The organism is Mycobacterium sp. SMC-18, assembly GCF_045310895.1.
Taxonomy (GTDB): domain Bacteria; phylum Actinomycetota; class Actinomycetes; order Mycobacteriales; family Mycobacteriaceae; genus Mycobacterium.
Genome location: NZ_JBJIAL010000001.1, coordinates 224,773 through 251,106, shown reverse-complemented (window position 1 = coordinate 251,106; position 26,334 = coordinate 224,773). Strand labels below are relative to the sequence as shown.

Genomic DNA, 26,334 nt, shown 5'->3' with positions numbered 1-26,334 from the left:
GGTCATCTCGGCTCGCAGATCACGACCGGTATGTCCCGGCTGGTCCGTCGTTGGTAGTCGGCGTAGCCCCGGTAGGCGGATACGATCTTCGGCCACAGCTCGGCCTTTTCTGCGGCTGTTGCGGTGCGCGCAGACATCTGCCGGCGCTGTCCGTCCATCACGATCTCGCACTCGGGGTTGGCCTGGAGGTTGCGGTACCAGTCCGGGTTGCGGTCGTCGCCGCCCTTGGAGGCGACGAGCACGACCTGACGCGAATTGTGCACGGGCGACGTCAGATAGCAGGACCGCGGCAGCCCGGATTTGCGACCTGTCGTATGCAGCTCCACCAGCGCCATGCCGAAGGGCTTGGCCAACAGCCTGTTTCCGCTGAGGGTCAGGATCAGCCGGTGTGCGCGGTTCATGAGCTTGGCACCGGCGTCACTCAACGTGTTGCTGTTCATTTGACGCCCGGGAGCCGGCGCAGCAGGCGGATGCCTTGTGTCATGACACGGGCGTAGGTACCCGCGCCGAGCCAGGCCGGTGCACCGACGGGCAACAGCCGCTCGACGGCGATCGTCTGGGACTCGGTGTATTTGAGGATGCCGTGCTCGCCGTGGCGGCGGCCCATGCCGGAGGCCTTCATGCCGCCCATCGGTGCGTCGACCGATGCCCACGCGGCGGCGTAGGCGTCGTTGACATTGACGGTGCCCGCCTGCAGTTTGGCGGCCACGGCCCGCCCGCGTTTCGGATTCGACGTCCACACACTGAAGTTCAGGCCGTACGGGCTGTCGTTGGCCTTGTCGATGGCCTCGGCCTCGCTCTCTACCCGGTAGAGAGACACCAGCGGTCCGAAGGTCTCGTCGGCGTACACCATCATGCCGTCATGTACGCCGGTCAGGATGGTCGGTTCGTAGAAGTACGGCCCGAGGTCGGGACGGGCGCGGCCGCCGGCGAGGACGACCGCGCCGTTGTCCACCGCGTCAGCGACGTGACGGGTCACCGTCGTCAGCTGCTTCTCGGAGATCAGCGAGCCCATGTCGGCTGAATAGTCCAGGGCGCCGGAAAGTTTCATCTTCTTGGTGGCGGCGGCAAACCGGGTGGTGAAGCTGTCCCACAACGCCGCCGGCACATAGATGCGTTCGATCGAGATGCACAACTGACCGGTGTTCGAGAAGCAGGCCCGGATCGCGCCGTCGACGGCCTTGTCCACGTCGGCGTCGTCGAGGATCAGCAGCGCGTTCTTGCCACCCAGTTCCATCGAACAGTCGATCAGCCGCTCGCCTGCCTGCGCGGCGACCGTGCGGCCGACCGCGGTCGAGCCGGTGAACATCAGAAAGTCGGACTGTTCGATGATCGACGTGCCCAACTCGGCACCCGAGCCCGTCACCACCTGCACCAAACCCTGTGGCATACCGGCCTCTTCGAGCAGCCGCACCGCCCAGAGCGTGGCGAACGGCGTCTGCTGGTCCGGTTTGGTGAGCACCGCGTTCCCCGCGACGATCGCGGGCAGGGCGTCGCTGATGCCCAGCGTCAGCGGATAGTTCCACGGCGAGATGACGCCGACCAGGCCTTTCGGATGGTGCAGTTCCCACACCTGGGTGAGGGCCAACTGCGCGCCCTGCCGCCGCTTCGGTTTGAGGTAGTCGGCAGCGGTGTTGGCGTAATAACGCGACACCATGGCGACGTCGATGATCTCTTCGAAGGCGTGGCGCCGTGCCTTGCCGTTCTCGAGCTGAATGAGGTCGAGCACTTCGTCCTGACGGTCCAGCACCAGATCGTGGAAGCGCAGCAGCATGGCCGCGCGGTCCTCGACGGGCGTTGCGGCCCATGCGGGCTGGACCGCGCGGGCCCGTTCGGCAGCCGCCGCGACGTCGGCAGGCGTGCACCGCGGGACATCCGCGAGTATCTGACCGGTCATCGAGTTGAGGACTTCGAGACGGGAGCCGGGGTCGATTGCCTGTACCCGGCCGGCCAGGTTCCGCAGCAGCGCGGCGCGGGGGCCGGCCACGGGCGGAGACGCGAATGTCGTCATGGTGTCTTCTCCTGCAGTGCGGTGCGCAGCGTGTCCTGCGCGAGTTTGATTGCGGCAGTGGCCGCGTGGGTTGAACGGAGCGCGTTGAGCATCATGAAGTCGTGGATGATGCCGCCGAACCGCACCTGCACGACAGGCACACCGGCCTCGCGCAGTTTCGCGGCGTAGGCCTCGCCGCCGTCGCGCAGGACGTCGGCCTCGGCGGTGATCACCAGAGCCGGTGGTAGGCCTTCGAGCTGCTCGACGGTGGCACGCAACGGTGACGCGTAGATCTCATCGCGTTGCGCGTCGTTCTCGGTGTACTGATCCCAGAACCACTTCATGCCCTCGCGGCTCAGGAAGTAGTGTTCGGCGAACTGGTGATACGACGGCGTGTCGAAGTCCGCCGCGGTGACGGGGTAGAGCAGCACCTGGTGGCAGATCGTCACGTCGCCCCGGTCCTTGGCCATGAGCGTGAGCACGGCGGCCATGTCGCCACCCACCGAATCGCCGGACACCGCGAATCGCGAAGAATCCAAACCTTTTTCGGCGCCGTGGGCGAAGACCCATTGTGCGGCGGCGTAGTTCTGCTCGATGGCGGTCGGATACTTGGCCTCGGGGGACAGGTCGTACTCGGGGAACACCACGGCGGCGTCGGCGCCGACGGCCAGTTCCCGGACCAGGCGGTCGTGCGTGTGGGCGTTGCCGAATACCCAGCCCGCGCCATGGATGTAGAAGATCACCGGCAGGGGGCCGGTGGTCCCGGCGGGCTTGACGATGCGGACCTGCACCGAGCCCGTGGGTCCACCCTCGACGGTGATCCACTCGTCGTCGACGTCGGGCATCTGGACTGCGCCGGACTGCACCTCGTCGACCGTCTTGCGGCCTTCGGCCGGCGGCAGCTGGTAGAGGAATGGCGGTGTGTCGGTGGCCTGGCAGAAGGCGAGCGCCTCGGGCTCGAGCACCGGCTTGATGTCGGTCATGGTTGTCTCCTCATGCTCACGGGGTGGAACTGCTCAACGAGGTGGGACCTGTTCGATAGTTGTCCACTTGCCGGCCCGTGACACCTGTTTGGCCACTTATCACAAGTTATTGGCCATCCGACACCTGTGGACCGTGGCCGACTGCTGTCAGCCTTGAGCTGTCAATCCCTACGAAGGACGAGGTCCATCACCATGGCTACGCAACTCACCGAGGTCGAATTCGCCGGCCAGACCGTCGAGGTGCCGAAGGGCGGTTACTACGACCGCTACCGCTCGAACCCGAATCTGGACGAGGTGGCACAAGACCCCGCGGTAGGCAACATCGACTGGTTCCGGCGCATCCCGAAGGTTCAGGTCGACTCACGGGTGGGGCCGTTGTGGGCGCCGAACTTCTACTACCGCGCCAGCATCGTTCAGGCGAATCTGCTTGCGCCGCTGGACCGTTTGGCCGCGATGCTCCCCGCCCCGCTGGAGCCATTGCGCGCCGTGCCCGGTTACGGCATCGCCGCGCTGACGTTCTTCTCGTACGCGGTGTGCGACAACGATCCCTACGATGAGGTGTCCGTTGCCGCCGTCATTCGCAAGCCCGGAGACCACGGCGTGGTGTCGGGCCTGCTGCCCGAACTCGAACTGCTGAATGCCCTGCGGCGCAGGAACTTCTACGCGCACGTGCTGGCGCTACCGGTCACCACCGAGATCGCCCGGGTTCGCGGAGTCAACGGTTACCAGCTGCCGAAGTGGCGCACCGACATCAGCGTCGACATCAGTGACGCCGTGCACGCCGAGATCGACGGGCCCACAGGGAAACCCGATGTGACGCTGCACGCGCCGCTGCCCGAGTTCACCGACGTGCCGTCGCAGTCCCGCATGGGTACCAACACCATGATCCATCTGGTCGACGGCCAGTGGCGCCAGACGTCGGTGCAGTCCAACACGCTGTCGTACGCGCAGCGCAGCTTCCCTCGCGACGTGACCATCGCCCGTAACGGCGGCCCGCTCAGCGACCTGCTCGACGGGCTCGGCGCGTCCCGGGTCCTGAGCCTGGACATCGCCAAGGATGCGCAGTTGGTCCTGAACTTGCCGCGGCCGCTGAACGCCTTCGGCTGAGCGGGTACCTGGACGCGTTATCAGAGGTGATGTCGCAGAAGGGATTTCCGGCATCATCCAGAACTCCGTCGACATCGGCCGGCACGCGGTCGAGAAGCTGAGGGCGGCCGTCGCCGGCGATGGTGCCGATAGTGACGCCGAAGCGTGATCCGGATTTCCAGCGAATGGCCGCGGGTCGGGGATAGGGTGCGGGCGGCGACGCGGCCCAGCGGCCTGTGCGGGGTCGGCGCCATACCGACAATGGCCGGCGAGCCCCGGGAAGGACGGACGATGAAGGTTCTGGTGACCGGGGGGACGGGCTTTGTCGGAGCGCATATCGTTGCCGTGCTGATCCGTGACGGACACGATGTGCGGATGCTGGTTCGGCGGGCGGAGCAGGTGCCGATATCACTTGAACCGCTGGGTGTTTCGGTCGACGACATCGTCGTCGGTGATGTGCTGGACCGCGAGGTGGTGGCTGCCGGACTCGACGGTGTCGACGCCGTCGTCCACGCGGCCGCCGTGTTCAGTCTCGACGCGCGCCGAGCCGCCGAGATCACCCGGACCAACCTGCGCGCAACGGAATTGGTCGTGGGCGGTGCGGTGGAACGCGGCCTGGATCCCATCGTGCACATTTCGTCGACAGTGGCCCTCACGTGTCGCGACGGCGGCGGACCCGACCTGCCGCTGGGCGACGTCGGCCTGCCGTACGCCAAGTCGAAACGTGATTCAGAGGTACAGATTCGAGCATTCCAGTCGGGCGGGGCTCCCGTGGTGTCGGTGTACCCCGGTGGCGTGTTGGGACCGCACGATCCGTATCTGGGGACTCAGGTCGAGCTGTTCACCTGGATCGTGAAGGGCTGGCTTCCCGTGTGGCCGAGGGGCGGTGCCCACTACGTCGACGTCCGCGATGTCGCCGATGTCGTTGCCGCATGCATGGTGCGGGGCAACGGACCGCGTCGCTATGTGGTGCCCGGCCATCACCTGACCGGGGACCTGATGCACGGCACGCTGCACAAGATCACCGGACGCTGGCTGCCATTCGTGACGACGCCGTCCATCGTGGCCAAGCCCTTCAGCCGTTTCGTGGAACTGCTCAACAAGGTGCTGCCGGACGACATTCACCTCCCCGCGGACGTCGAGACCGTCGAGCTCGCCGAGCGGGACACCCGCTTCGACACGTCGCCCACCACGGAGGACCTCGGCGTCGTCGCGCGGCCGTTCGAGGAAACCGCCCGCGACACCCTGCTGTGGCTCATCGAAATCGGTGCGCTGCCAAGCAGATACGCCGGCAATCTGCGCTGAGCTACGTTTTCGCGGCTGTGGCGGCAGCGGCTGCCCGGTCGGTGAGCAGGTCGTAGATCGGTCGCGAGCCGAGTGCGATGGCGACCAATAGCGCCGTCGCACAGGCACCGAGCATCGGGGGCAGCTGGTTCGCGCTGCCCGTGAGTTCGGTGGCGAGGATGAGGCCCGTCACCGGCGCCTGGACGGTGGCGGTGAAGAACGCTGCCATGCCGATGAGGGCAAGGGCCGCCGGAGCAGGCGCCGATTGTGGCGCGACATGGGTCGCGATCAGGCCGACGATCAGTCCGACATCGGCGCCGAGGACGAGCATCGGTGCGAACAGGCCGCCCGGTGTACCCGCGGCATACGAGACCACGCCCAGGACGAAACGCAGCACCAGCACCGCCGTGACGGCACCGATGGCGCCGTGGCCCAGCAGCGCTTCCTGGGTGAGGTGGTCGCCGCCACCTGCGAGGTTGGGGGAGTACCAGACCAGCACACCGACGCCGGCGCCGATGAGTGCGGCACGGACCTCGACCGGCCAGCGGCTGGTATCGGCGGTGCGCAGGCCGAACATGATGGCTTTGTTGTAGAGCACCCCCAGGACTCCGGTGAGCACGCCGACGGCCAGTATCCACCCGGAGTCGGCCAGCGCCGGATCGGCCAGGGCCGGCACCTCGAATTCACTGCCCGAGCGGACGAATGGGTAGGCCGCCATGAACCCGGACGCCGAGGCGACCAGCGTGGCGACGGTGGTGCGCGGGTCGAAGCGCTTGACGAGCTCCTCCAGGACGAACACCCCGCCGGCGATCGGCGCGTTGAACGCGGTCGCCAGGCCGGCGGCCGCACCGGCGGCGGCGAGGATGCGCAGATCCGCTTGGGGACGGCGGGTCGCCGAGGCGACGATGACGGCGATGGAACCGCCCATCTGCACCGACGGCCCTTCGCGGCCGAGGGCGAGGCCCGAGCCGAGGGCCAGCAGTCCACCGACGTACTTGACCGGCAGGATTCGGAACCGGCCCGGTTCGGCGCGGCCGGCGACCACTGCCTCGACGCGCGGAATACCGCTGCCCTCGGCGAACGGTTCGACGCGGCGGACCAGCGACGCGGCCAGCGCGGTGCAGGCGGCACAGATGGCGACGACGACGATGGGGCCCCACCAACTTTCGTGAGACCACTGCGACAACGAGGCGCGCCACTGTGTCGCGTAATCGAGCAGCACGCGGAAGCTGCCCGCCGCCAGACCGGTCAACGCACCGACGACGGCTGCCGCGAGGACGAACCCGATGACGTTGCCGGCGCGTCCCTTATCCATCAGAGCCCACCGCGGGCGACCAACTGCGCGGCGATGACGTTGCGCTGGATTTCGTTGGTGCCTTCGCCGACGATCATCAGCGGGGCGTCGCGGAAGTAGCGTTCGACGTCGTATTCGGTGGAATAGCCGTAGCCACCGTGGATCCGGACGGCATTGAGCGCGATCTCCATGGCGATCTCGGATGCGAACAGCTTGGCCATGCCGGCTTCCATGTCGCAGCGTTCGCCGCTGTCGTAGCGCTCGGCGGCATACCGCGTCAGCTGGCGCGCCGCGGTGAGTTTGGTGGCCATGTCCGCCAGGTAGTTGCCGACGGACTGGTGCTTCCAGATCGGCTGCCCGAAGCTCTCGCGTTCCTGCGCGTAGTCGAGTGCGTCCTCCAACGCCGCGGTCGCGACGCCGAGCGCACGCGAGGCCACCTGAATCCGGCCTGTCTCAAGGCCTTTCATCATCTGGCCGAAGCCCTTGCCGGGCTCGCCCCCGAGGATCGACGACGCGGGCGTGCGGTAGCCGTCGAACGTCAGCTCGCAGGATTCGACACCCTTGTAGCCCAGCTTGGGCAGATCGCGTGACACCGTCAGCCCGGGACCGTGTTCGACGAGCACCACCGAAATGCCTTTGTGCCGTGGCTCGGCGGACGGGTCGGTCTTGCACAGCAGTGCGATCAGCCCCGAGCGGCGCGCGTTGCTGATCCATGTCTTGGATCCGTTGATCACCAGGTCGGTGCCGTCCCGGCGGGCAGTGGTCGACATGTTCTGCAGATCCGAGCCGCCGCCCGGTTCGGTCAGCGCCATGGTCGCGCGCAGTTCACCGGTGGCCATGCGCGGCAGGTACGTCTGCTTCTGTTCGTCGGTGCCGAACAGGCCGATCAGCTTGGCCACCACGGTGTGACCGCCCATGGCGCCGGCCAGGCTCATCCATCCGCGTGAGAGTTCCTGCGTCACTTCGACATAACACGGCATCGACACCGGGGAACCGCCATACTCGTCGGGGATCGCGAGCCCGTAGATGCCGATCTGCTTCATCTGTTCGATCCACGCCTCGGGGTAGGTGTTGGCGTGTTCGACATCGCGCACCGTGGGCTTGACGTCGCGGTCGATGAACGCGCGCACGGTCGCGACGAGCAGGGCCTCTTCGTCGGTCAGGTGAGTGGACACGGGCACTACCTTGCCAGGGCGGTGCCGCTCTCGAAGCAGGTCGGTCTAGGCGAGTTTCCGGTGCGCAGCCTGCTCCACGAAGAGTGGGATGAAGTCCCGCACCGCGTGATCGTGGAAATCGGCGTGTATCCGGCGGACAACGGCCCGCACCGTCCGGGGGTCGATGTTCGGGTAGGTGATGGTCAGTTGCGCCACCAGCGCGTCGATGGCGGCGTATTCGGTGGCCCGCGCGGTGGTGGGATCGACCTCGGCCTCGACGTCGTTCTCGGTTCCGCCGGTGCCCTGATGTTCGATCGCGAACGCGTCGTACGCCGCGATGACGCGCTCGGGCGTGGCGTCCGGGTGCTCGCGGGCCAGCGCGTCGAGCGCAATCCAGCAGGTCGGGCCCAGAATCGTGGTGGGTGGCGGCCGGTCTCCCCGCGTGATGGCCGCGGTGAGCAGATCCCGGAAGGTCTGCTCGGCGAGGCTCGTGGGTTCTTCGGACATGCCAGCGACTGTACGGATCGTTGGTTACCGCCAGGCGACGCGCACGTGAGATCGACTTTTCGCCCCACGGGGTGGGACACGTGCCGCCAGCGGCCGGTGGTCCCGCACACAATCGGCGGCGCCCGTCAACGAAGGAGCGCGAATGTACCTGCACATCGACCCCACCGGAATCCCACCAGTCGTCGAGGTGCGTGAACCGGACGACTTCACGGCCTTCAAGGTGGTCATCGAGGTACCCGAGCACGCCTGGATCGCGCCGGACGTGCTGACCGACCTGGCCGGCCGGGGCGATGACGACCAATGGCGGCAGAACCTGGCCGGCATGCTGGCATACGCCGCGAGCAAGGGCTGGTGCGACGACGCCGGACGGGTCCGGGCCCACGTCGAGGTGACTAGCGCAGCACCGCACCGGGGTTGAGAATGCCCTGCGGATCCAGCGCGTCTTTGATGCGCCGCGTCAGGGCAATGGCGTCGTCGCCCAGCTGAGCGGGTAGCCAGTCCCGCTTCAGCCGTCCGACGCCATGTTCGCCGGTGATGGTGCCGCCGAGCCCGATGGCCAGCTCCATGATGCGGGCGAACGCGCGCTGGGCGCGGTCGGTGGCGTCGGGGTCGGTGGGGTCGTACACGATGATCGGATGGGTGTTGCCGTCGCCGGCGTGCGCCACCATGTAGATCTGCACGTCGCAGGTATCGGCGATGTCCTCGACCCCCGTGACCAACGCGGGAAGTTGCGGTATCGGGACGCCCACGTCCTCGAGCAATAAGCTGCCGAGCTTCTCGACCGCGCCGAACATGCCGCGGCGGGCGGCGGTGAACGCGGCGCCCTCGGCCGGATCATCGGTGGCGAAAACCTCGGTGGCGCCGCACTTCTCGCAGTTGCGCACGATCGTCGCCACTTCTTCCGCCGCGGCCCCCGGCGCGTCGGACTGCATCAACAACATCGCCCGGGCAGACCGGTCCAGGCCCATCCGCATGTGGTCCTCGGCGGCGTTGATGCTCGCGTGATCCATGAATTCCAGCATGGCCGGCCGGATTTCACCGGTGATGGCGACCACGGCGTTGGCGGCATCCTCGACGGAGTCGAACAAAGCCACCACGGTCGACGCGGGCGGTTGAGCCGGGATCAACCGCAGCGTCAGCTCGGTGATAACCCCCAGAATCCCCTCGGACCCGATGAACAGTTTCGTCAACGACAGTCCCGCAACGTCTTTCAGTAACGGACCACCCAGCCGCAATGCCGTGCCGTCGGCCAGCACGACCTCCATGCCGAGCACGTAATCACCGGTGACGCCGTACTTCACGCAGCACAGGCCGCCCGCGTTGGTCGCGGCATTGCCGCCGATCGACGAGATGTCGATGGACGACGGGTCCGGCGGATACCACAGACCGTGTTCGGCAGCCGCGCGCTTGACCTCGGTGTTGGTCAGGCCCGGCTGCACCACGGCTGTCCGGGTGGCCGGATCGATCCGGATGTCCCGCATCCGTTCGGTGCTGAGCACCACGGATCCGTCGACGGCGTCGGCCCCGCCGGACAGGCCCGATCCGGCGCCGCGCGGTACCACGGCGACGCGGTGTTCGGCGGCCCACCGCAGCACCTGCTGCACGTCAGCGGTACCGGCGGGGCGCACCACGGCGATGGGGGTGCCGGCGTTCGGGTCGGCTGCCGAATCTCGGCGGTAGCGCTCGATGATGTCGGGATCGGTGATCAGCGCGCCGTCGGGCAGGGCATCGGCCAGACGGTTCAGTGCGGCGGCGTGCATCGTCGGACTGTATCGAGACCGCGGTCGTCATGGACCGGACTGGTCCGCTGGGCGGATTTGTCGACGTTGCCTGCGCCCGCACCCCCGCGGGCCTACGATTTGCCCGTGTTGCTCACCGAGGGTCAGGTTTTCGCCGGTTACACCATCCGGCGGAAACTGGGCGCGGGCGGGATGGGCAGCGTGTACCTCGCTTCGCATCCGCGGCTGCCGCGACTGGACGCCGTGAAGGTGCTGTCGGCCGATCTGACGTCGGATCCCGACTACGGACCGCGATTCCTGCGCGAGGCGGACCTGGTGTCCACGCTGTCGCACCCCAACATCCTCGGCGTCCACGACCGGGGCGAGTGCGACGGCCAGCTCTGGATTTCGATGGATTATGTGGCCGGGACCGATGCCGCGCAGCTGTTGCGTGAGCACTATCCCACCGGCATGCCGCCCGAGGTGGCGCTGCCGATCATCCAGGCCGTGGCGTCGGCGCTCGATCACGCGCACCGGCGGGGCCTGCTGCACCGGGATGTGAAGCCGGCCAACATCTTGCTGGACGCCGAGACATCTCGCATCTACCTCGCCGACTTCGGGATCGCCCGGCCGATGAACGACTCGGCGGGGCTCACCGCGACCAACATGGCGGTGGGGACGGTCGCATACGCGGCGCCGGAGCAGCTCCGGGGCGAGGGGATGGACGGCCGGACCGATCAATATGCGTTGGCCTGCACGGCATTCCAGCTTCTGACCGGGAATCCGCCGTACGCCGACAGCAATCCGGCGGTGGTCATCACCAAACACGTCACCGCGCCGGCGCCGTCCCTGGGGGAGCATCGGCCCGAACTCCGCGGCCTGGATCCGGTACTGGCCCGGGCCATGTCGAAGACACCCGCAGCGCGCTTCGCCAGCTGCGGTGAGTTCGCGCACGCCCTCGAACAGCAGTCGCGCCAACCGATGACGATGGTGCCCAACGATTTTCGCAACCAGCCCACCATGGCCGCGCCGGTGCCGCCGCCCACCCGACACGCACCGCCGTACCAGAACCCGTCCACCCAGTTTGCCCCGCCGCCGACGCGGTCGTCACGATCCGGCGCGCTCATCGCGGTCCTGGCGGTGGTCGCCCTACTGGTCGTCGCCGGTGTGGTGTTCGCCGGAGTGCAGCTGCTGGGACGAGACGATCGTCCCAGCGCGCAACCGGCGGCCCCGAGCCCGGCGGCCACCGCGGCAGGCACCGGTTTCAGCGGCAGGTACCGCGCCGAATACGGTCCGGCGACCGATCTGCAGGGCACGGCGATCCCGGGCGGGCCGGCGATCACTGGTCAGTGGGACGTGCGGTCATCGTGCGGTGCCAACGGGTGCATAGCCAATGCGTCGTACACCGGCAAGAGCGCCGTGCCCGTGGTGTCGAACATGACGTTCGACCAGATATCCGGTGAGTGGGTCGCCGTCGGGACCGGGGCCGTGAAATGTACCGACGCGCCCGACGAGGCGCCGACAGAGGTGTGGGTGGTCTTCACCTTGACGCCCAGGCCCGACGGCACCTTGGCAGGTGAGACCACGCGAAACGCCGTCAACGGGTGCAGCAGCGTCAAACGGACCGTCACGTTCACCCGCACCGGTGACGGCGAGTTGGGCAGCGTCGCCGACCCCGCCGGCCTACCGCCACGCACCACCTCGCCGGCCTCGACATTGCACGGCCGCTACCACGAGAACATCGTGTACGCGGTCGGCGGTTTCGCCCCCGGTGCGCCGGATCTGCAGGTGCGTACGCAGTGCCTGCGCACGGGGGACCGCTGTATCAGTGCGTTCCACGCGATGGACGGTGTGGTCACGTTGATCTTCGCCGGCGGCAAGTGGACGCGTACCGAGGAGGGCACCGTCCCGTGCGCGCTCGGTGGGACCACGCACGTCAAGATCACCGCGGAATATCCGCTGCCGACCGATCTTCAGGATCCGATCCCGGCGCTCGAGGGTCGAGGCATCAACACGTCGACCGGCGGCGAATGCAAGGGTGGCGATTTCACCGACAAGTTCATGCGCACCGGAGACTGACAGCGCCGGCCCGAAAGCGCGGATCGGACAGCGGACCGAGGCCGACCGATTTAAGCTGACCACCAGCGATTTCGCCCAGATCATCCGGGCGCTGCGTGGTGACGAGTTCTCGGGGAGCTGACCATGGCTGAGCCGCCGGTGATCGAGATCCGCGAATGGGGCCGGCCGGCCCGCCGTATGACGCTCAGCAGGCCGGTGCAGTTCGGCCGCGAGTGTGATGGCATCAACCTCGCCGACAGTGAGGTGTCCCGCCGGCATCTGCGCCTGGTTCCCACCCCGACCGCCCTGTCGGTCGTCGACCTCGGCAGCAGTAACGGCAGCACCGTCAACGGGGTGCTGCTGACCGGACGGGGCACGCTGTCGACCGGCGACGTGATCCGCTTGGGCCGCACCGAGATACTCGTCATCCACGCCCCGAAGCTGTCGAGTGGGGAGCCGGCGCCGGTCGCCGCGGCCGCCCACGACCCCACGCGGACCATGCAGGTGATCAAGCTCGTCGACGTCCCGGTCCCGGCGGCCGCGGCGGTGGCGGTCCGGCCGGCGGGGCTGCGGCTCGCTGAGCGCGCCCTGGGCATCGATCCGACCGGGACTCGGGACCTGTTCCCGTCGTATACCGAACTGCCGCACAAGATTTCGCGCCGGACATGGCTCGGGATCCGGGTCGTCAGCGTACTGGCGTATCTCGCGGTGGTGGTGACACTGTTCGTCCGGCCGGCCGCGGGACTGTTCGTCTTCTTCCGCGTCATCGTGCCGCTGTGGCCGGCGTTGTTCTTCATCGCGCCAGGTGTGTGGCGCAACATCTGCCCACTGTCGGCGTCGAATCAACTGCCCCGGGTGGCCGGATTCAGCCGGGCCGCCACCGCGCCCGGCTGGTGGACGCGCAACAGCTTCCTGATCGCCGCCGGCCTGTTCTTCGGTATCGCGGGAGCGCGGCTGGCCGGCCTGGACCGCAGCGGACCGGCGATGGGCGTGGTGCTGGCCGTCATCATCGCGTCGGCGTTCGCCGGTGGGTTTCTGCTCAAAGGCAAGAGCGGCTGGTGTTCCAGCATCTGCCCGCTGCTGCCGCTGCAGCGCACGTACGGGCAGACGCCGTACGTCACCTCGCCGAACAGTCACTGTGAGTCCTGTCTGGGCTGCGCGAAGAACTGTTACGACTTCAAGCCCCGGGCCGCCTGGCAGGCCGACATGGCCGACCCCGAACCACGCTGGAGTGCGCCGCGCGTCCTGTTCGCGGCCGCGTTACCGGGATTCATCACCGGGTTCTTCACCGTGCATGCCCAGCAGGGCGGCACGACGACCGAAAAGTACGGTGTGCTGGCGCTTTTCGTGTTGGTGAGCGTGGGGCTTTGCTATGTGCTGCAGGCCGTCACGCCGCTGAGCCAAGCCATGGTGACCGCGATCTTCGCCGCGGTGGCGATCAACGCCTACTACTGGTTCTCCGGTCCCATCATCGCCGACTCGGTACGACAGATCACCGGTCTCGACGCCCCCTGGTTGCGATGGCTGATCACCTCGGCGATCGCTCTGCTGACGCTGTGGTGGCTGGCCCGAACCCGGGTCAGCGAATTGCAGTTCGCCTATGTCACCGGAGCGCGGGCCGAACCGGTGCTGCTGAACCAGCCGAAGGTGCCGGCGCGCGTGGACGGCGCCGGCGGCGAAACCGCCGCGGTGCGAGTGCGTTTCGAATCAGATGCCGAGCCCGTCGGGGCCGACATCGGCATGAGTCTGCTCGACGTCGCGGAAAGCAGTGGACAGCCGATCGAGGCGGGCTGCCGCATGGGGGTGTGCGGCGCCGATCCCGTGTCGATCGTCGCCGGCATGAGCTGTCTGTCACCGGCAGAGGCCGACGAGCTCAAGACGCTGAACCGGTTGGGTCTGGGCAAGTCCAGCCGGATGGCGTGCTGCGCCCGGATTCAAGGCGGTGACGTCACGGTGTCGCTGACACCCGAACGTGCCGACACCACCGCGAGTAGGCCCGTCAGCTACGACCGGTCGATCGTCAGCATCGTGGTGATCGGCAACGGCATCGCCGGAGTGACGGCCGCGGACTTCCTGCGCCGCGGCCACCCCGACTGCGAAATCCATCTGGTCGGAGCCGAACCGCACGGTCTGTACAACCGCATGGGCATCTCGCGCCTGGTGTACGGCCGGTCGGCGATGCAGGGGCTGTACCTGCTGCCCGAACAGTGGTACGACGACCACGGTGTCACCGCCTGGTTGAACACGTGGGCGTCCGGTATCCATCTGCGTTCGCGGGTGGTGCGGTTGGGCACCGGCGAGACGCTGCCCTATGACCGGCTGATCCTGGCGATGGGGTCCAGCGCCGCAGTCCCTGACATTCCCGGACTGAACCGTCCGGGAAGCGTCGTGCTGCGCTCGGCTGCCGACGCGACGCGGATCCGCGCGTACGTGCAGGAACGGCGGGCCCGGCACGCAGTGGTGGCCGGCGGTGGGCTGCTGGGGCTCGAGGCGGCGTACTGCCTGCATCAGCTCGGGCTGCACGTGACCGTGCTCGAACGCGGCACCCGGCTGTTGAGCAAGCAGATCGACGCGCGCTGCTCGCAGCTGGTGGCCGAGCATTTCGCCCGCGCCGGAATCACCATCGCGCACAAGGCGGAAACCGCGGAGGTGCGCGGCGACCCGGCCGTCACGGGCGCGCGGTTCAAGGACGGCCGAATCCTGTCGTGCGAGCTGTTCCTGACCGCCACCGGTATCCGGCCAAACATCGAATTGGCCAGGGACGCAGGACTTCCCGTCAACAAAGGCGTACTGGTCGACGACCGCATGCAGACCCGAGTGCCCGGCGTTTACGCCGCGGGCGACGTGGCCGAGCACGGCGGCCGGGTGCTCGGCCTGTGGCCGGTGGCCACCGAACAGGCCGAGGCGGCGGCGGTCAACGCACTCGGCGGCGACCGGACCGTGCCGGTCGAGACCCCGCCGACCATCCTCAAAGGCGTTGAACTGGAGCTGTTTTCGATCGGTCCGGTGGACCCTGGCCCGGGTGACGAGGTGGTGGTCATCGACCGGCCGGCGGTGCCGTCCTATCGCCGGCTGGTGGTGTCGAAGGGCCGCGCGGTCGGGGCGACGGTGCTGGGGCACCATCCGGCCGACCTCGCGGCCGCCCAGAAAGCGGTCCGCGAGCAGCGACGTGTCGGTCCGGTGGCACTGGGGACGCTGCGGACGGGGAACTGGGACATCCTGTCCGACGCCGACAAACTCGCCTACTGACTCTGGGCCGGCACCTGGTAGGTGAAGATCTTCTGACCGATCCGCAGGTAGCAGCCGGGTAGCAACTCGACGGGCTGGTCGCCGATCTGCGTCCAGGTCTGGTCTCCCGGCGACGCGATGTGGGTACCGCCGACGGTCTGCGCGTCGCGGACCAGGACCAGGCCGCCGGTGACGGTGACATACGCGTGGACGCGCGACACCTGCGGGTCGTCGGGCAAGCTGATCGGCGACGCCGCCCCGCTGACCACCGCGGGGTCGATCATCGGGTTGCGACCGATGATGTACGCACGGTCCAACGGGTACACCGCCCCGTCGTCGGCAGTGAGGACGCCGGTGACGGGACGCGCGCGCGTGGTCGCGGGCGCCGGCTGTGGTGCTTGCTGGGCGGCGGACCGCGCCGTGCTCGACTGCAGTACGAAGCCGCCGCCGGGCACCACGCCGGCGATCAGATCGGTGTCCGCGCAGGGCATGAATGTCGTTGTGGTGCCACAGATCGTGATGCGGTCGAACCAGGGTGCGACCGGCTCGTCGACAAGTGGCCGGCCGCCGCTGCCGAGGCGCCGCTGCCCGCCGCCCGCCTCGACGTCGGCGATCACCTCGCCGCGCACGATGAGATGCAGGCAGTCGGTGGTCGGTATCAGCGCACCGAAGTGCGGCACCGTGTCGGATTCCGGACCGTACGCGAGCGCGGCGAGCGCCTGCGGCAACGCCGGCGGGACGGTGGTGCTGAGCACTCGCAGTAGTGGGCGGGCTCTGGCGCCGTCGGCGATATATGCCAGTACGTCACCGAATCGGGCGACCAGACCTTCTCCGCGGCCGATGGCCACGTAGTGCCGCTTCTGTTCCACCTTGTCGCCGCCTCGGTAGTGTGCCGCAGATGCTGATGATAAGTCAGCGTCCGACCCCGTGCCATGTGGCGAGTGCCCGTCGGCGGCAGGTGCTCGGCCGCTGGTACTGACCGTTGAAGAGGCACGACGTCCCTGACGTCGATCACGGTGACAATCTGCCGTCGGTTACTGAACTCAGGGACTTCAGACGGCCTCAGCGCGTACCTGGCTTCAACCGCGATGGGCGCGCGGCCCTCGTGGGCGACGTCAGGGATCGTCTTCGTGTACCCGCTAGCTGCAAGGGCACAACGGGTGCCTGCGGGAGCGACAAACGTGCAGGTCAGAACCGACGATGGAAGCACGCCGGAATACCGGCCACCGACCTGAAAGGACGTGCCGACCATGAAGATCGCCGTCAAGCACTTCGCCCCGTGGCTGGCCGCTGTCGCCGCCATCGGAGCGTTAACGCTGGCACCTGTCGCCGGCGCAGACCGCGACGAGGCCGACCAGTCTGCCGGCGCGCTGGATCAGCCTCTCTGATCGCGCGTTCGGCCACCGGCCCGGCTCCACCAGACCAGTGTTTCTGCCTTCCAAGGGTTTTCGATGAGAAGGCGGTATCGAGGGGTGACATTGGTGGGGAGCCGGGCCGTTTCGGCTGTGTGGCGCGGCCCGGTGCGGCTCGGGCCGTCAGGCGATGAGGGCGCGGATCGCGTCGCCCGACAGATCGAGTTTCGGCAGAAACCTCGGGGGCGAGTCCGTCAGCTCGGCGACGGGCAGTTCGGTGAAGGTGGAAGTCAGGATGGCCATGACGGTGGCGGTGTCCGCATGGGAATTCAGTTGGGCGACAAGGTCGAATCCGCTCTCCTCGCCCAGGTTCACGTCCACCAGCGCGATGTCCGGCCGCAGCCGTTCGACGGTGTGCATTCCGTCCGAGAGTGACCGCGCCGTACCGACCACGTCGATGCCGCCCTGCTGCAGCAGTGCTGTCGCCGCGGCCAGGTAGTCGGCGTTGTCATCGACGATGACGCATCGCAGAGATCGTCCGTTCGTCATGTACTTCATTGTCGCGCGGGTGATGCAGTCGGGGCATTCCTGCTAGCTGCCATCTGTGCCGACGGCGGTGGCCTCTTTCAGCGGCATCTCCGCCACCAGGGTGGTGCCGGCGCCCACGGTGCTGGACAGGTGGAGCTTGCCGCCGAGTGCGGCCACCCGGTCCTCGAGGCCGACCAGACCGCTGCCGGCGTCGAGGTTCGCACCACCGACCCCGTCATCGGCGACCGAGATGCGCAGCGATGTCGCGTCGGTGTGGACGTTCACGGTGACCACGGATGCCTGCGCGTGCTTTGCGGCGTTGGTGAGGGCTTCGGCGACGGTGTAGTACGCGGCGATCTCGACGGCCTGGGGCAGCCGCGCCGGGACATCGACGTTGACCTCCACGGGCAGCGGTGCGCGCCGGCCAAGATCGCGCAGTGCCGGACGCAGCCCGCCGCGCGACAGGATCGCGGGATGGACCCCGTGCGCGAGCTCGCGCAGCTCGTCGCTCGCGGTACGCAGGCCGTCGCCGATGCCGGCGAGGCGGGACCGCAGTTCGGCGGGATCCGGCGGGATGGCCATCTCGAGGGTGCGCACCTGCAGGGCCAGCGTGACCAGGCGCTGCTGGGCGCCGTCGTGCAGGTCGCGTTCGATGCCGCGCCGGGCGTTGTCGGCAGCGGTGACGATGCGGGCGCGGGACGCGACGAGTTCGGCACGCGCATGCGCGTTCGCGATGGCCGTGCCGATGAGTTCGGCGAAGTCCTTCAGACAGTCCTCGGTGTCGGCGGGCAGTGCATCCGCACCGGATGTGCCGACAACCATTGCGCCCCAGAGCTGTCCGTCGACGGTGACGGGTACGCCGACGCACGCGCGCAGGCCAAGGTCGCGAAGCGTCGAACCGCCGGCGTCGTTGTGGGTGTACATGCGCGCCGGGCGACCGGTCGAGCGGACCTCGGCGATGACGCCGTCGCCGTCGAGGTGCAACGTGGTACCGACGGAGACGGCCGTGAGTCCGGGCTCATCGTGTGCCGCAACAAGAGTCGCGGTGCCGCCCGGCTCGAATCGGACAAGCCCGGCGTTGCGGACGTGCAGTACCGCGGCGACTTCGTCGGCAACGCCCGATAGGACGTCGGACGGTGATCTGCCTTCGGCGATCTGCGTCGCGACCCGCCGCAGCGCCCCCTGCTGGTCGGCGAGTTCGCGCACGCGCTCGGTGGCCTCGGTGGCGACCTGCCAGCTCTGGTAGGCGTCGCGGGCGCGGTTACGCAGTTGCCAGCCAAGAACATTCGCGATCCCGGCGATGGGCAGGAACACCGACACGGTGAGAACGTCGATGGGCTTGAGGGGCAAGAGCGGGCCGCCGTCCAGATGCACCCACAGATAGGCGAACGTGCTGGCGACGGTGGTGAGCAGTGACAGGCCCAGGCCCCAGCCCGCGCTCATGACCAGCACGCCGAACATGAAGACGATGGCGTACGTGCTGTGCGGCGGCGGATCGCGCAACAGCTGCACCACCCCTACCTCGGCAGCGATCAGCCCCGCGGCGACCAGCAGGCCGATGTACCACGGCGGGGTGGAGACAGCCGGATTCCATCGTGCCGGATTCATCCGCCGCCTCCCGTCTGGTCGCCTGATCTCGTCACGACCCTAACCGCGGTCAGGACGGCGCAGACGGCGAGTTGGCGGAAGCGTCAGAACGACTGATCGACGTGGCCTGCCGGCGCGTTCGTGTTGTGTTCGCCGTTCACGTACTGGCTGTAGGTGTCGGTGCCGGAGGGGACGGTCGGGTCGGTGTCCGCGGCAGCGACGGGTGCCACCACGAGGGCCCCGCCGACCGCGGCGATGGCCAACCACACGGTGGCGCGCTTCAGAGAGTTCTTCATGATCGGGCTCGCTTTCGGTCGGACGGTAGGGGTCGGGATCGGGTCAGTGGTTGTGGAACAGCAGGAAGCCGTAGTCGCCACCGAACGGCTCTTGCAGCTGGCCGGCTTCCTGGGCCGCGGGGCCCGGAGTCGCCACGATCTGGGCGTTGCCGCTGCTCTGGGTGACGGTGGATCCGGTGGGCAGCGTCGCGGCCGCCGCGGTCGGTGCGGCGACGATGGCCAGGGCCGCTGCGGCGGTCGCGGCCAGCGGGATGATCCGGGTGCGGGTGATATGCATTGTCCTCTACCAGCTTTCGGTGTTCTGAATTCTTCGGTTGGCCGTGTCCGGCTGGTATCCAGATTGCTCCGCGGCGTCGCCGGTGTCGTCGATGCCAGCGCCCAAATAGGGGGTAGGGCTAGCTGCAATGCCTGCCCCCGGTCAGCGGGTCCGGGGCCGATTCACCGGACCGCGAGCGACTCGGGACCGGGGCCAGGCAAGATGAACGCAATGAGCGGCACGTCCGGCGTCTGACGGCACGGCGGCCAGGATCGAGACGAACAGGACATACGTGGACGCAGTGGGCGCACGGGAGGGGACACGCGTCGTCGTCGCCGACGACGACGTGCTGCTTCGCGAAGGGGTGGCGAGCCTGCTCAGCGGCGCGGGTTTCACCGTCGTCGGGCAGGCCGGTGACAGCGACGAGCTGCTCGCCTTGGTCCGGGACACCGTCCCCGACCTGGTGGTGACCGATATCCGCATGCCGCCGACGCACACGACCGAGGGCTTGGACGCGGCCAAGGTGATCCGCGGCGAGTTACCGAATGTCGCGATCCTCGTGTTGTCGGCACACGTCGACGTCGAGCATGCGATGGAACTGCTCAGCGGCGGCCAGCGTATCGGCTACCTGCTCAAGAGCCGCGTCATCGATGTGACCGACTTCCTCGAGACGCTGCACCGCATCACGGGCGGCGCATCGGTGGTCGACCCCGCCCTCGTGCAGGAACTGTTCGCGGCGCAGCGCCGGGAAGACCCGCTGGCGGTGTTGACCGAACGCGAACACGAGGTGCTGGCCCTGATGGCGGAGGGCCGGTCGAACGCCGGCATCGCGCATCAGCTCTGGGTGACCGAAGGCACCGTCGAGAAGCACGTGCGGAGCATTCTCAGCAAGCTGAACCTGCCCGACACCGGTGAAGATCACCGCCGGGTGCTGGCGGTCATCACCTTCCTGGACTCGCGCTGACCCGCGGGCGGGACACGCCGCCCAGTGCCCAGATGGTCACGTAGGCCAACCCGAAGAACGCGGCGACCGCCAGCCCGACCCCGGTGGACTGCACGTACGACAGCGGCGAGCGCACCCACTCGAACGTGGCCGCCACGACCGCGTGGGGCCGGGTGACCAGGTCCCAGGAGTTCCAGCGCTGGAACCGGCCGATCACGACGCCGATCGCACAGAGACCCACGGACGTCACCACGGTCAGCCAGCCCCAGACAGGTCCGAACTCGCGATCGATCCGCTTGTGCACCAGTAACAGGGACACGGTGCCCAGCAGGATGCCGGTCCACGCCGCGAACCCGTACTGCAGGACGTGGCGCCACAGCTCGTCCCGTTCACCCAGGTGGACCAGGTCGGTGACCAGGTACGGCGCGTTCGGCAGGAACGCGAGCCAGCCCAGCCCCAGCGGAAGCAGCCAGCGGCGCCGCGTCACCGCGGCAAACGCGGCCGCGAACAGTACCGGGATCCAGGCCAGGAACATGTTCCACACCAGGAACCGGGTCGGGTAGGACAGCGGCGCCTCGGGATCGGTGATCCCGAGGACCAGTGTCAGGGCGGTCGTGGCGAGCAGGGCGGCGACCAGCAGGTACCCGCGGAAATCGATCACCTGACCAGTGTGCCTGCGATTTTCCCCAATTTGCGGCTCGGAGGTTTCGGCCGGCCCGTGCCCGGGTATGTGAAGCCGAGGGCAGCGCCTGCCCTGAGCTGATCGAGCGGAGCCATGGAGGGGAGCAGTCCTTGACGGACGCGAGCGACAACTCAATACGGTCGATTCGACGCGTGGCGGCGATCGGTACAGAGGCGCCGACGGCAGCGGACGCAATTGCGTGGTCCGCGCGCGTATCCCGCTGTCCAACGGGGTAGTGGCACAGACATTTTGACGAGGTTAGTCGGCTACCGCGCAAGGCGGTAGCCGGCTAACCGGACCCTGCATCACGAAATCGATTGGAAATCAACAGGAAACGCCAGATGACGCTGCGGGAGCGCGGTCAGCGGCACGGGCACTTTCGTGGCCGTAAATCGGATCGCTGAGAGCTCCGCGAGCAAACATATTGCAACAGAACAAATTTGAATCATCCGCACGTCGACGGTGCACATCGGGTACGGTGGAGCCGGAGACGTCCACCAAGGGAGCTGACTTCCACCATGTGCGGCATTGCCGGCGAAATCGCCTGGGGCCGTGGTGCTGATCTGGCGGCGGTTGCTGCCATGACCGACCGCATGGCACCGCGGGGCCCGGACAGTAGCGGACTATGGGTGCGGGACGGGGTGGCGTTGGGTCACCGGCGTCTGGCCATCATCGATCTGTCCAGTCACGGACACCAGCCCATGCACGATCCGGAGCTCGGCCTCACCGTCGTCTTCAATGGGTGCATCTACAACTATCCCCAACTACGCCAGGAACTTTCGAGCAAGGGATACCGCTTCTTCTCGCACAGCGACACCGAGGTGGTGCTGAAGGGGTACCAGGAGTGGGGTGAACGCGTCGTCGAGCACCTGTACGGGATGTTCGCCTTCGCGGTCGCGGAGATCGAGTCGGGCCGGGTGCTGTTGGCGCGTGACCGCCTCGGCGTCAAGCCCTTGTACTGGTGTGAAGCCGACGGGGGAGCGCTGCGTTTCGCGTCGTCACTGCCGGCGCTGGTGGCTGCCGGCGGTGTCGATACCGAACTCGATCCTGTTGCGCTGCAACACTATCTGAGCTTTCACTCGGTCGTGCCCGCCCCGCGCACCATCCTGCGTGGTGTGCAGAAGCTGCCGCCGGGCACCGTCATGCGCATCGAACGGGACGGCAAGCGCACGGAAACGACGTACTGGGAACCGGTTTTCGAGCGGTCGCTCGAACGGGCCGACTGGACCGAGAACGACTGGCGGGACGCGGTGCTGGCGGCACTGCGCACCGCGGTCGAGCGCCGCCTGGTCGCGGATGTGCCGGTGGGCTGCCTGCTGTCCGGTGGCCTGGACTCCAGCTTGATCGTCGGTCTGCTCGCCGAAGCCGGCCAGCACGGCCTGGCCACCTTCTCCATCGGATTCGAATCCGCCGGTGGCGAGGAGGGCGACGAGTTCAAGTACTCCGACATCATCGCCCGCCAGTTCGACACCGACCACCACCAGATCCGTATCGACTCCGCGCGCATGCTGCCTGCGCTCTCCGGTGCCATCGAAGCCATGAGCGAGCCCATGATGAGCCACGACTGCGTGGCGTTCTACCTGCTGTCGCAGGAGGTCAGCCAGCATGTGAAGGTCGTGCAGTCCGGACAGGGCGCCGACGAGATCTTCGCCGGCTATCACTGGTACCCGCCGATGGCGCGGGCCGTCGACAACGATCCGGCCGACGCGCTGCGGCACTACCGCGCGGCGTTCTTCGACCGCAGTCACGACGCGGTCAACCGCCTGCTGCAACCGCAATGGCGGCTCGAGCACGATTCCGCGGGCGCTTTCGCGCTGCAGAACTTCAGTCATCCCGGCGCGGCCACCGCGACCGATCGGGCATTGCGCCTCGATACCACCGTCATGCTCGTCGACGACCCGGTCAAACGCGTCGACAACATGACCATGGCGTGGGGGCTGGAGGGCCGCGTGCCCTTCCTCGACCACGAGCTGGTCGAGCTCGCGGCGACGTGCCCGCCGGAACTCAAGACCGCCCAGGACGGTAAAGGCGTCCTGAAAGACGCTGCGCGCAAGGTCATCCCGGCCGACGTCATCGACCGGCCCAAGGGCTATTTCCCCGTGCCCGCGCTCAAGCATCTCGCAGGCCCCTACCTCGACCTGGTCCGCGACGCGCTGCACAGTCAGGCCGCGCGTGACCGTGGTCTGTTCGCTCCCGACGCGGTCGCCGGGATGCTCGACGATCCCAACGGCAATCTCACCCCGTTGCGGGGGAACCCGTTGTGGCAGATCGGATTGCTGGAACTCTGGCTAGCCACCCACGTCGACGGAGCGGGCAGATGACGACAACGGAAACCACCGACAGGGCCGAGGGCGTCATACAGGACATGGGTTGGGGGCGGCTGGTTTTCGGTCAGACGTTCCACGACCCCGACGCGTTCGGCACCGCGCTGCGGGAAGAGGGCAGCGGGCGCCGTGACATCGGGATGTACCTCGACGCGCCGCATGTCTTCGTGGCACTGCACTCCCACGAATTCTTCATCGACCCCAGTTTCACCTACCGCCTCGACCTGACGAAGCCCATGCAGTACCGGCCGCCCGACGTGCCGGGACTGACCGTGCGCCAGGTGAATTCGCTCGAGGACTGCGTGGCGATCAACCACATCTACGTGCGGTGCCACATGGTGCCGGCCGACAGTGACCTCATGTGGACCAACAGCCAGACCGCACCGCAGGTGGTGTACCTGGTCGCCGTCGACGACGCGACCGGACAAGTCGTCGGCACGGTCACCGGCATCGACCACCGCCAGCTGTTCGGAGATCCGGAGAACGGCTCCAGCCTGTGGTGCCTCGCGGTGGATCCGGCCGTGACCCGGCCCGGCACCGGCGGCCTGCTGGTGCGCTCGTTGATCGAGGAGTTCGTCCGGCGGGGACGGGCACAGATGGATCTCTCGGTGCTGCACGACAACGACGGTGCCATCGCGCTGTATGAGCGCATCGGCTTCGCCCGTGTCCCCGCTGTGCTCGGGATCAAACGCAAGAACGCCATCAACGAAGCGCTGTTCGCCCCGGTGAAGCCGGAAGAGGAACTGGCCCAGCTGAATCCGTATGCGCGCATCATCGCCGACGAGGCGATCCTGCGGGGCATCGCGGTGGACGTGCTCGACGCGCAGGCAGGTTACCTCCGGCTGACCCATGGCGGGACCAGCATCGTCACCCGCGAATCGCTGTCCGAGCTGACCAGCGCAGTGGCGATGAGCCGGTGTGACGACAAACGCATCGCCCGATCCGTCGTCGCCGAGGCCGGCATCCGCATACCGGAAGGCTGCACTGCGACATTCACCGACGAGGACTGCCGCTTCCTGGAGAAGGTGGGCAGCGCTGTCGTCAAGCCCGCCCGCGGAGAACAGGGCGCGGGCATCACCGTCGGGGTCACCACACCCGACGAACTCAACCGGGCCATCGGGCTCGCCGTGCAGCACTGCCCCGATGTTCTCATCGAAGAGCGTTGTGAGGGTGAGGATTTGCGCATCATCGTCATCGACGGCAAGGTGATCGCCGCCGCCCTCCGCCGGCCACCCGAGGTGATCGGCACCGGCACCCACACCATCCGCCAGCTGATCGAAGCGCAGAGCCGGCGCCGGTCGGTGGCCACGCACGGGGAGTCGGTGATCCCGCTGGACAGCGTCACCGATGACACCGTGCACAAGGCGGGCTGGCAGCTGGACGATGTGCTGCCCGCCAACGAACGCCTCATCGTGCGGCACACCGCGAACCTGCACACCGGTGGGACCATTCACGACGTCACCGACGAACTCAACCCCATGCTGGCGAAAGTGGCGGTCGACGCGGCCGCTGCGATCGAGATTCCGGTGACCGGGATCGATCTGATCGTGCCGTCGGTGAGCGGCGAGGAGTACGTCTTCATCGAAGCCAACGAGCGGCCCGGCCTCGCCAATCACGAGCCGCGGCCGACCGCACAGGCGTTCATCGATCTGCTGTTCCCGCGAACCGCAGCGACGCCGTGGGCCTGGCATCCCGACCCGATCGAGCAACACTGACATTTGGAGAGATGATGGCTGAGCCCGACGATGCCGAGAACGTACGGATGTCGCCGGACGACCGGGGCTGGATGGTCGACACCCTGCTGGCGCTGCTGCAGACGCCGAGCCCCTCGGGTCGCACCGATGCCGTGATGCAACTGATCGGCCAGACCCTGACGAAACTCGGCGTGCCATTCACGCTGACCCGGCGCGGTGCACTCATCGCCGAACTGCCGGGGCGGTCGCAGACCACCGACCGCGCCATCGTGGTGCACGCCGACACCATCGGCTGCATGGTCCGCGAACTCAAGGACAACGGCCGGCTGGCGCTCGTGCCCGTCGGCACCTTCTCGGCGCGGTTCGCGACCGGCGCCCGGGTCCGCATCCTGCCCGACGACAACGACCAGTTCTTCACCGGAACCGTGATGCCGCTCAAGGCGAGTGGTCACGCGTTCGGCGACGAGATCGATACGCAGCCGACCAGCTGGGACGACGTCGAGGTCCGCGTCGACCGCAGCGTGTCATCGCGCGCGGATCTCGAGAAGCTAGGCCTCAACGTCGGCGATTTCGTCGCGCTGGTCGCCAGCCCCGAGCTGACGGAGGACGGCTTCGTCGTTTCCCGCCACCTCGACGGCAAGGCCGGTGTGGCCATCGCATTGACGCTGGCCAAGGTCGTCGCCGAGGGGAACATCGTGCTGCCACACCGGACCACGCTCATGGTGACGATCACCGAGGAGGTCGGCCACGGCGCCAGTCACGGCCTGCCGCCCGATGTCGCGGAGCTGGTGTCGGTCGACAACGCCGTGTGCGCGCCCGGCCAGCAGTCCCTGGAGCACGGCGTCACCATCCCGATGGCCGACATGCACGGGCCGTTCGACTATTACCTGACCCGCAAGCTGTGCAAGCTGGCGCAGGAAAAGGGAATCACCTACGCCCGCGACATCTTTCGGTATTACCGGTCGGACGTGGCGGCGGCGATCGAGGCCGGCGCGGCCACGCGCGCCGCGCTCGTCGGATTCGGGCTCGACGGCAGTCACGGCTGGGAGCGCACGCACCTCGATTCGCTCGAAGCGACCTATCTGCTGCTGTACAGCTGGCTCCGGACACCGCTGACGTTCGCGATGTGGGACGCGCAGCCGTTCGGCGATCTGGAAGATTTCCCCGCCGAGCAGGCCGCAGCGAGCGAGCAGTGGGTGCCGTTGTCACGCGGCGACTTCCACGACCCGGGCGCGGCGTCACAGGGGCACCACTGGCCACCCGAGGAGGGCAGCGCCGACGTCTCGCAGCATTGATTCAGGCGCAATTGGTGGGTTTACTTCGCCGCGAATTGGGTAGCAGAAGCTGGAACACCGGCCGGAACGACCTTG

The 26,334-nt window shown here is 67.8% G+C and carries 23 protein-coding genes; 10 read left to right on the top strand and 13 right to left on the bottom strand.

Going from position 1 to position 26,334, the window contains the following annotated elements:
- Positions 1–2 precede the first annotated feature (2 nt).
- From ACJH6J_RS01225 to ACJH6J_RS01215, 3 genes are read right to left on the bottom strand one after another with little or no spacing between them, the layout of a single operon-like run.
- Positions 3–440: a nitroreductase family deazaflavin-dependent oxidoreductase gene (locus ACJH6J_RS01225; protein ID WP_212814263.1), complete on the bottom strand. Its 438-nt coding sequence runs from the start codon at positions 438–440 to the stop codon at positions 3–5.
- Positions 437–2,011 (bottom strand): succinic semialdehyde dehydrogenase, encoded by a 1,575-nt coding sequence (locus ACJH6J_RS01220; protein WP_212814265.1) that lies wholly within the window; start codon positions 2,009–2,011, stop codon positions 437–439. Before ACJH6J_RS01220 ends, ACJH6J_RS01225 begins: the two co-directional genes overlap by 4 nt.
- Positions 2,008–2,973, bottom strand: a complete 966-nt coding sequence (locus ACJH6J_RS01215) for an alpha/beta hydrolase (RefSeq protein ID WP_212814267.1) — start codon at positions 2,971–2,973, stop codon at positions 2,008–2,010. Before ACJH6J_RS01215 ends, ACJH6J_RS01220 begins: the two co-directional genes overlap by 4 nt.
- A 192-nt stretch (positions 2,974–3,165) precedes the next feature.
- On the opposite strand from ACJH6J_RS01215, the gene ACJH6J_RS01210 reads away from it, so the two are divergent.
- A complete protein-coding gene (locus tag ACJH6J_RS01210; protein WP_212814269.1) occupies positions 3,166–4,080 on the top strand; it encodes an acetoacetate decarboxylase in 915 nt (304 codons plus the stop codon).
- A gap of 270 nt (positions 4,081–4,350) precedes the next feature.
- On the top strand, positions 4,351–5,364 hold the full coding sequence (locus ACJH6J_RS01205; RefSeq protein ID WP_212814271.1) for an NAD-dependent epimerase/dehydratase family protein: 1,014 nt from the start codon (positions 4,351–4,353) through the stop codon (positions 5,362–5,364).
- 1 nt (position 5,365) lies between these two features.
- Here the strand turns inward: ACJH6J_RS01205 and ACJH6J_RS01200 are convergent, their stop codons facing one another.
- From ACJH6J_RS01200 to ACJH6J_RS01190, 3 genes are read right to left on the bottom strand one after another with little or no spacing between them, the layout of a single operon-like run.
- Positions 5,366–6,658, bottom strand: coding sequence for a ClC family H(+)/Cl(-) exchange transporter (locus tag ACJH6J_RS01200; RefSeq protein ID WP_212814273.1), 1,293 nt, complete (start codon positions 6,656–6,658; stop codon positions 5,366–5,368).
- On the bottom strand, positions 6,658–7,812 hold the full coding sequence (locus ACJH6J_RS01195; RefSeq protein ID WP_212814275.1) for an acyl-CoA dehydrogenase family protein: 1,155 nt from the start codon (positions 7,810–7,812) through the stop codon (positions 6,658–6,660). The genes ACJH6J_RS01200 and ACJH6J_RS01195 overlap by 1 nt, the downstream gene beginning before the upstream one ends.
- 45 nt (positions 7,813–7,857) lie before the next feature.
- Positions 7,858–8,298 carry a three-helix bundle dimerization domain-containing protein gene (locus ACJH6J_RS01190; protein ID WP_212814277.1) on the bottom strand — a complete coding sequence of 147 codons (441 nt, stop codon included), beginning with the start codon at positions 8,296–8,298 and terminating at the stop codon, positions 7,858–7,860.
- Positions 8,299–8,440: 142 nt separating this feature from the next.
- Here ACJH6J_RS01190 and ACJH6J_RS01185 point away from each other — a divergent pair, with 142 nt between their 5' ends.
- The gene (locus tag ACJH6J_RS01185) at positions 8,441–8,716 is read left to right on the top strand and encodes a hypothetical protein (protein ID WP_212814279.1); all 276 of its coding nucleotides are present in this window, start codon (positions 8,441–8,443) and stop codon (positions 8,714–8,716) included.
- Here ACJH6J_RS01185 and ACJH6J_RS01180 read toward each other — a convergent pair.
- Complete coding sequence (locus ACJH6J_RS01180) at positions 8,691–10,058, bottom strand: FAD-binding oxidoreductase (RefSeq protein WP_212814281.1); 1,368 nt, start codon at positions 10,056–10,058, stop codon at positions 8,691–8,693. The two genes, ACJH6J_RS01185 and ACJH6J_RS01180, sit on opposite strands and share 26 nt — an antisense overlap.
- Before the next feature lie 105 nt (positions 10,059–10,163).
- Between ACJH6J_RS01180 and ACJH6J_RS01175 the strand changes: the two genes are divergently transcribed.
- Both ACJH6J_RS01175 and ACJH6J_RS01170 read left to right on the top strand, forming a co-directional pair.
- The gene (locus ACJH6J_RS01175) at positions 10,164–12,095 is read left to right on the top strand and encodes a serine/threonine-protein kinase (protein ID WP_212814283.1); all 1,932 of its coding nucleotides are present in this window, start codon (positions 10,164–10,166) and stop codon (positions 12,093–12,095) included.
- A gap of 123 nt (positions 12,096–12,218) precedes the next feature.
- On the top strand, positions 12,219–15,323 hold the full coding sequence (locus ACJH6J_RS01170) for an FAD-dependent oxidoreductase (RefSeq protein WP_212814285.1): 3,105 nt from the start codon (positions 12,219–12,221) through the stop codon (positions 15,321–15,323).
- Here ACJH6J_RS01170 and ACJH6J_RS01165 read toward each other — a convergent pair.
- Positions 15,317–16,171, bottom strand: coding sequence for an FHA domain-containing protein (locus tag ACJH6J_RS01165; protein ID WP_212814287.1), 855 nt, complete (start codon positions 16,169–16,171; stop codon positions 15,317–15,319). The genes ACJH6J_RS01170 and ACJH6J_RS01165 overlap by 7 nt on opposite strands.
- Before the next feature lie 381 nt (positions 16,172–16,552).
- On the opposite strand from ACJH6J_RS01165, the gene ACJH6J_RS01160 reads away from it, so the two are divergent.
- Positions 16,553–16,690, top strand: a complete 138-nt coding sequence (locus ACJH6J_RS01160) for a hypothetical protein (RefSeq protein ID WP_212814289.1) — start codon at positions 16,553–16,555, stop codon at positions 16,688–16,690.
- A 147-nt stretch (positions 16,691–16,837) separates the two neighbouring features.
- Here the strand turns inward: ACJH6J_RS01160 and ACJH6J_RS01155 are convergent, their stop codons facing one another.
- From ACJH6J_RS01155 to ACJH6J_RS01140, 4 genes are all read right to left on the bottom strand, one after another.
- The gene (locus ACJH6J_RS01155) at positions 16,838–17,203 is read right to left on the bottom strand and encodes a response regulator (protein ID WP_212814291.1); all 366 of its coding nucleotides are present in this window, start codon (positions 17,201–17,203) and stop codon (positions 16,838–16,840) included.
- Between the two features lie 42 nt (positions 17,204–17,245).
- Positions 17,246–18,790 (bottom strand): histidine kinase, encoded by a 1,545-nt coding sequence (locus tag ACJH6J_RS01150; RefSeq protein ID WP_406803401.1) that lies wholly within the window; start codon positions 18,788–18,790, stop codon positions 17,246–17,248.
- Positions 18,791–18,873: 83 nt separating this feature from the next.
- Complete coding sequence (locus ACJH6J_RS01145; protein ID WP_212814295.1) at positions 18,874–19,065, bottom strand: hypothetical protein; 192 nt, start codon at positions 19,063–19,065, stop codon at positions 18,874–18,876.
- Positions 19,066–19,108: 43 nt separating this feature from the next.
- Positions 19,109–19,342, bottom strand: coding sequence for a hypothetical protein (locus tag ACJH6J_RS01140; protein WP_212814297.1), 234 nt, complete (start codon positions 19,340–19,342; stop codon positions 19,109–19,111).
- A 271-nt stretch (positions 19,343–19,613) separates the two neighbouring features.
- Here ACJH6J_RS01140 and ACJH6J_RS01135 point away from each other — a divergent pair, with 271 nt between their 5' ends.
- Positions 19,614–20,285 (top strand): response regulator, encoded by a 672-nt coding sequence (locus tag ACJH6J_RS01135; RefSeq protein ID WP_406803400.1) that lies wholly within the window; start codon positions 19,614–19,616, stop codon positions 20,283–20,285.
- Here the strand turns inward: ACJH6J_RS01135 and ACJH6J_RS01130 are convergent.
- Entirely contained in the window at positions 20,263–20,925 is a 663-nt protein-coding gene (locus tag ACJH6J_RS01130) for a DUF1361 domain-containing protein (RefSeq protein WP_212814301.1), read from the bottom strand. The two genes, ACJH6J_RS01135 and ACJH6J_RS01130, sit on opposite strands and share 23 nt — an antisense overlap.
- Before the next feature lie 539 nt (positions 20,926–21,464).
- Here ACJH6J_RS01130 and ACJH6J_RS01125 point away from each other — a divergent pair.
- From ACJH6J_RS01125 to ACJH6J_RS01115, 3 genes are read left to right on the top strand one after another with little or no spacing between them, the layout of a single operon-like run.
- Positions 21,465–23,267 carry an N-acetylglutaminylglutamine amidotransferase gene (locus ACJH6J_RS01125; RefSeq protein ID WP_212814303.1) on the top strand — a complete coding sequence of 601 codons (1,803 nt, stop codon included), beginning with the start codon at positions 21,465–21,467 and terminating at the stop codon, positions 23,265–23,267.
- Complete coding sequence (gene ngg, locus ACJH6J_RS01120; protein ID WP_212814305.1) at positions 23,264–24,985, top strand: N-acetylglutaminylglutamine synthetase; 1,722 nt, start codon at positions 23,264–23,266, stop codon at positions 24,983–24,985. The genes ACJH6J_RS01125 and ngg overlap by 4 nt, the downstream gene beginning before the upstream one ends.
- 11 nt (positions 24,986–24,996) lie before the next feature.
- Positions 24,997–26,259, top strand: a complete 1,263-nt coding sequence (locus ACJH6J_RS01115) for an osmoprotectant NAGGN system M42 family peptidase (RefSeq protein ID WP_212814308.1) — start codon at positions 24,997–24,999, stop codon at positions 26,257–26,259.
- Positions 26,260–26,334: the final 75 nt, after the last annotated feature.

What these genes read in the sequence shown, in the direction of transcription:
- ACJH6J_RS01225 (WP_212814263.1), bottom strand. Translation starts at nt 440, where the DNA reads ATGAACAGCAACACGTTGAGTGACGCCGGTGCCAAGCTCATGAACCGC.
- ACJH6J_RS01220 (WP_212814265.1), bottom strand. Translation starts at nt 2,011, where the DNA reads ATGACGACATTCGCGTCTCCGCCCGTGGCCGGCCCCCGCGCCGCGCTG.
- ACJH6J_RS01215 (WP_212814267.1), bottom strand. Translation starts at nt 2,973, where the DNA reads ATGACCGACATCAAGCCGGTGCTCGAGCCCGAGGCGCTCGCCTTCTGC.
- ACJH6J_RS01210 (WP_212814269.1), top strand. Translation starts at nt 3,166, where the DNA reads ATGGCTACGCAACTCACCGAGGTCGAATTCGCCGGCCAGACCGTCGAG.
- ACJH6J_RS01205 (WP_212814271.1), top strand. Translation starts at nt 4,351, where the DNA reads ATGAAGGTTCTGGTGACCGGGGGGACGGGCTTTGTCGGAGCGCATATC.
- ACJH6J_RS01200 (WP_212814273.1), bottom strand. Translation starts at nt 6,658, where the DNA reads ATGGATAAGGGACGCGCCGGCAACGTCATCGGGTTCGTCCTCGCGGCA.
- ACJH6J_RS01190 (WP_212814277.1), bottom strand. Translation starts at nt 8,298, where the DNA reads ATGTCCGAAGAACCCACGAGCCTCGCCGAGCAGACCTTCCGGGATCTG.
- ACJH6J_RS01185 (WP_212814279.1), top strand. Translation starts at nt 8,441, where the DNA reads ATGTACCTGCACATCGACCCCACCGGAATCCCACCAGTCGTCGAGGTG.
- ACJH6J_RS01180 (WP_212814281.1), bottom strand. Translation starts at nt 10,058, where the DNA reads ATGCACGCCGCCGCACTGAACCGTCTGGCCGATGCCCTGCCCGACGGC.
- ACJH6J_RS01170 (WP_212814285.1), top strand. Translation starts at nt 12,219, where the DNA reads ATGGCTGAGCCGCCGGTGATCGAGATCCGCGAATGGGGCCGGCCGGCC.
- ACJH6J_RS01160 (WP_212814289.1), top strand. Translation starts at nt 16,553, where the DNA reads ATGAAGATCGCCGTCAAGCACTTCGCCCCGTGGCTGGCCGCTGTCGCC.
- ACJH6J_RS01155 (WP_212814291.1), bottom strand. Translation starts at nt 17,203, where the DNA reads ATGACGAACGGACGATCTCTGCGATGCGTCATCGTCGATGACAACGCC.
- ACJH6J_RS01150 (WP_406803401.1), bottom strand. Translation starts at nt 18,790, where the DNA reads ATGAATCCGGCACGATGGAATCCGGCTGTCTCCACCCCGCCGTGGTAC.
- ACJH6J_RS01145 (WP_212814295.1), bottom strand. Translation starts at nt 19,065, where the DNA reads ATGAAGAACTCTCTGAAGCGCGCCACCGTGTGGTTGGCCATCGCCGCG.
- ACJH6J_RS01140 (WP_212814297.1), bottom strand. Translation starts at nt 19,342, where the DNA reads ATGCATATCACCCGCACCCGGATCATCCCGCTGGCCGCGACCGCCGCA.
- ACJH6J_RS01125 (WP_212814303.1), top strand. Translation starts at nt 21,465, where the DNA reads ATGTGCGGCATTGCCGGCGAAATCGCCTGGGGCCGTGGTGCTGATCTG.
- ngg (WP_212814305.1), top strand. Translation starts at nt 23,264, where the DNA reads ATGACGACAACGGAAACCACCGACAGGGCCGAGGGCGTCATACAGGAC.
- ACJH6J_RS01115 (WP_212814308.1), top strand. Translation starts at nt 24,997, where the DNA reads ATGATGGCTGAGCCCGACGATGCCGAGAACGTACGGATGTCGCCGGAC.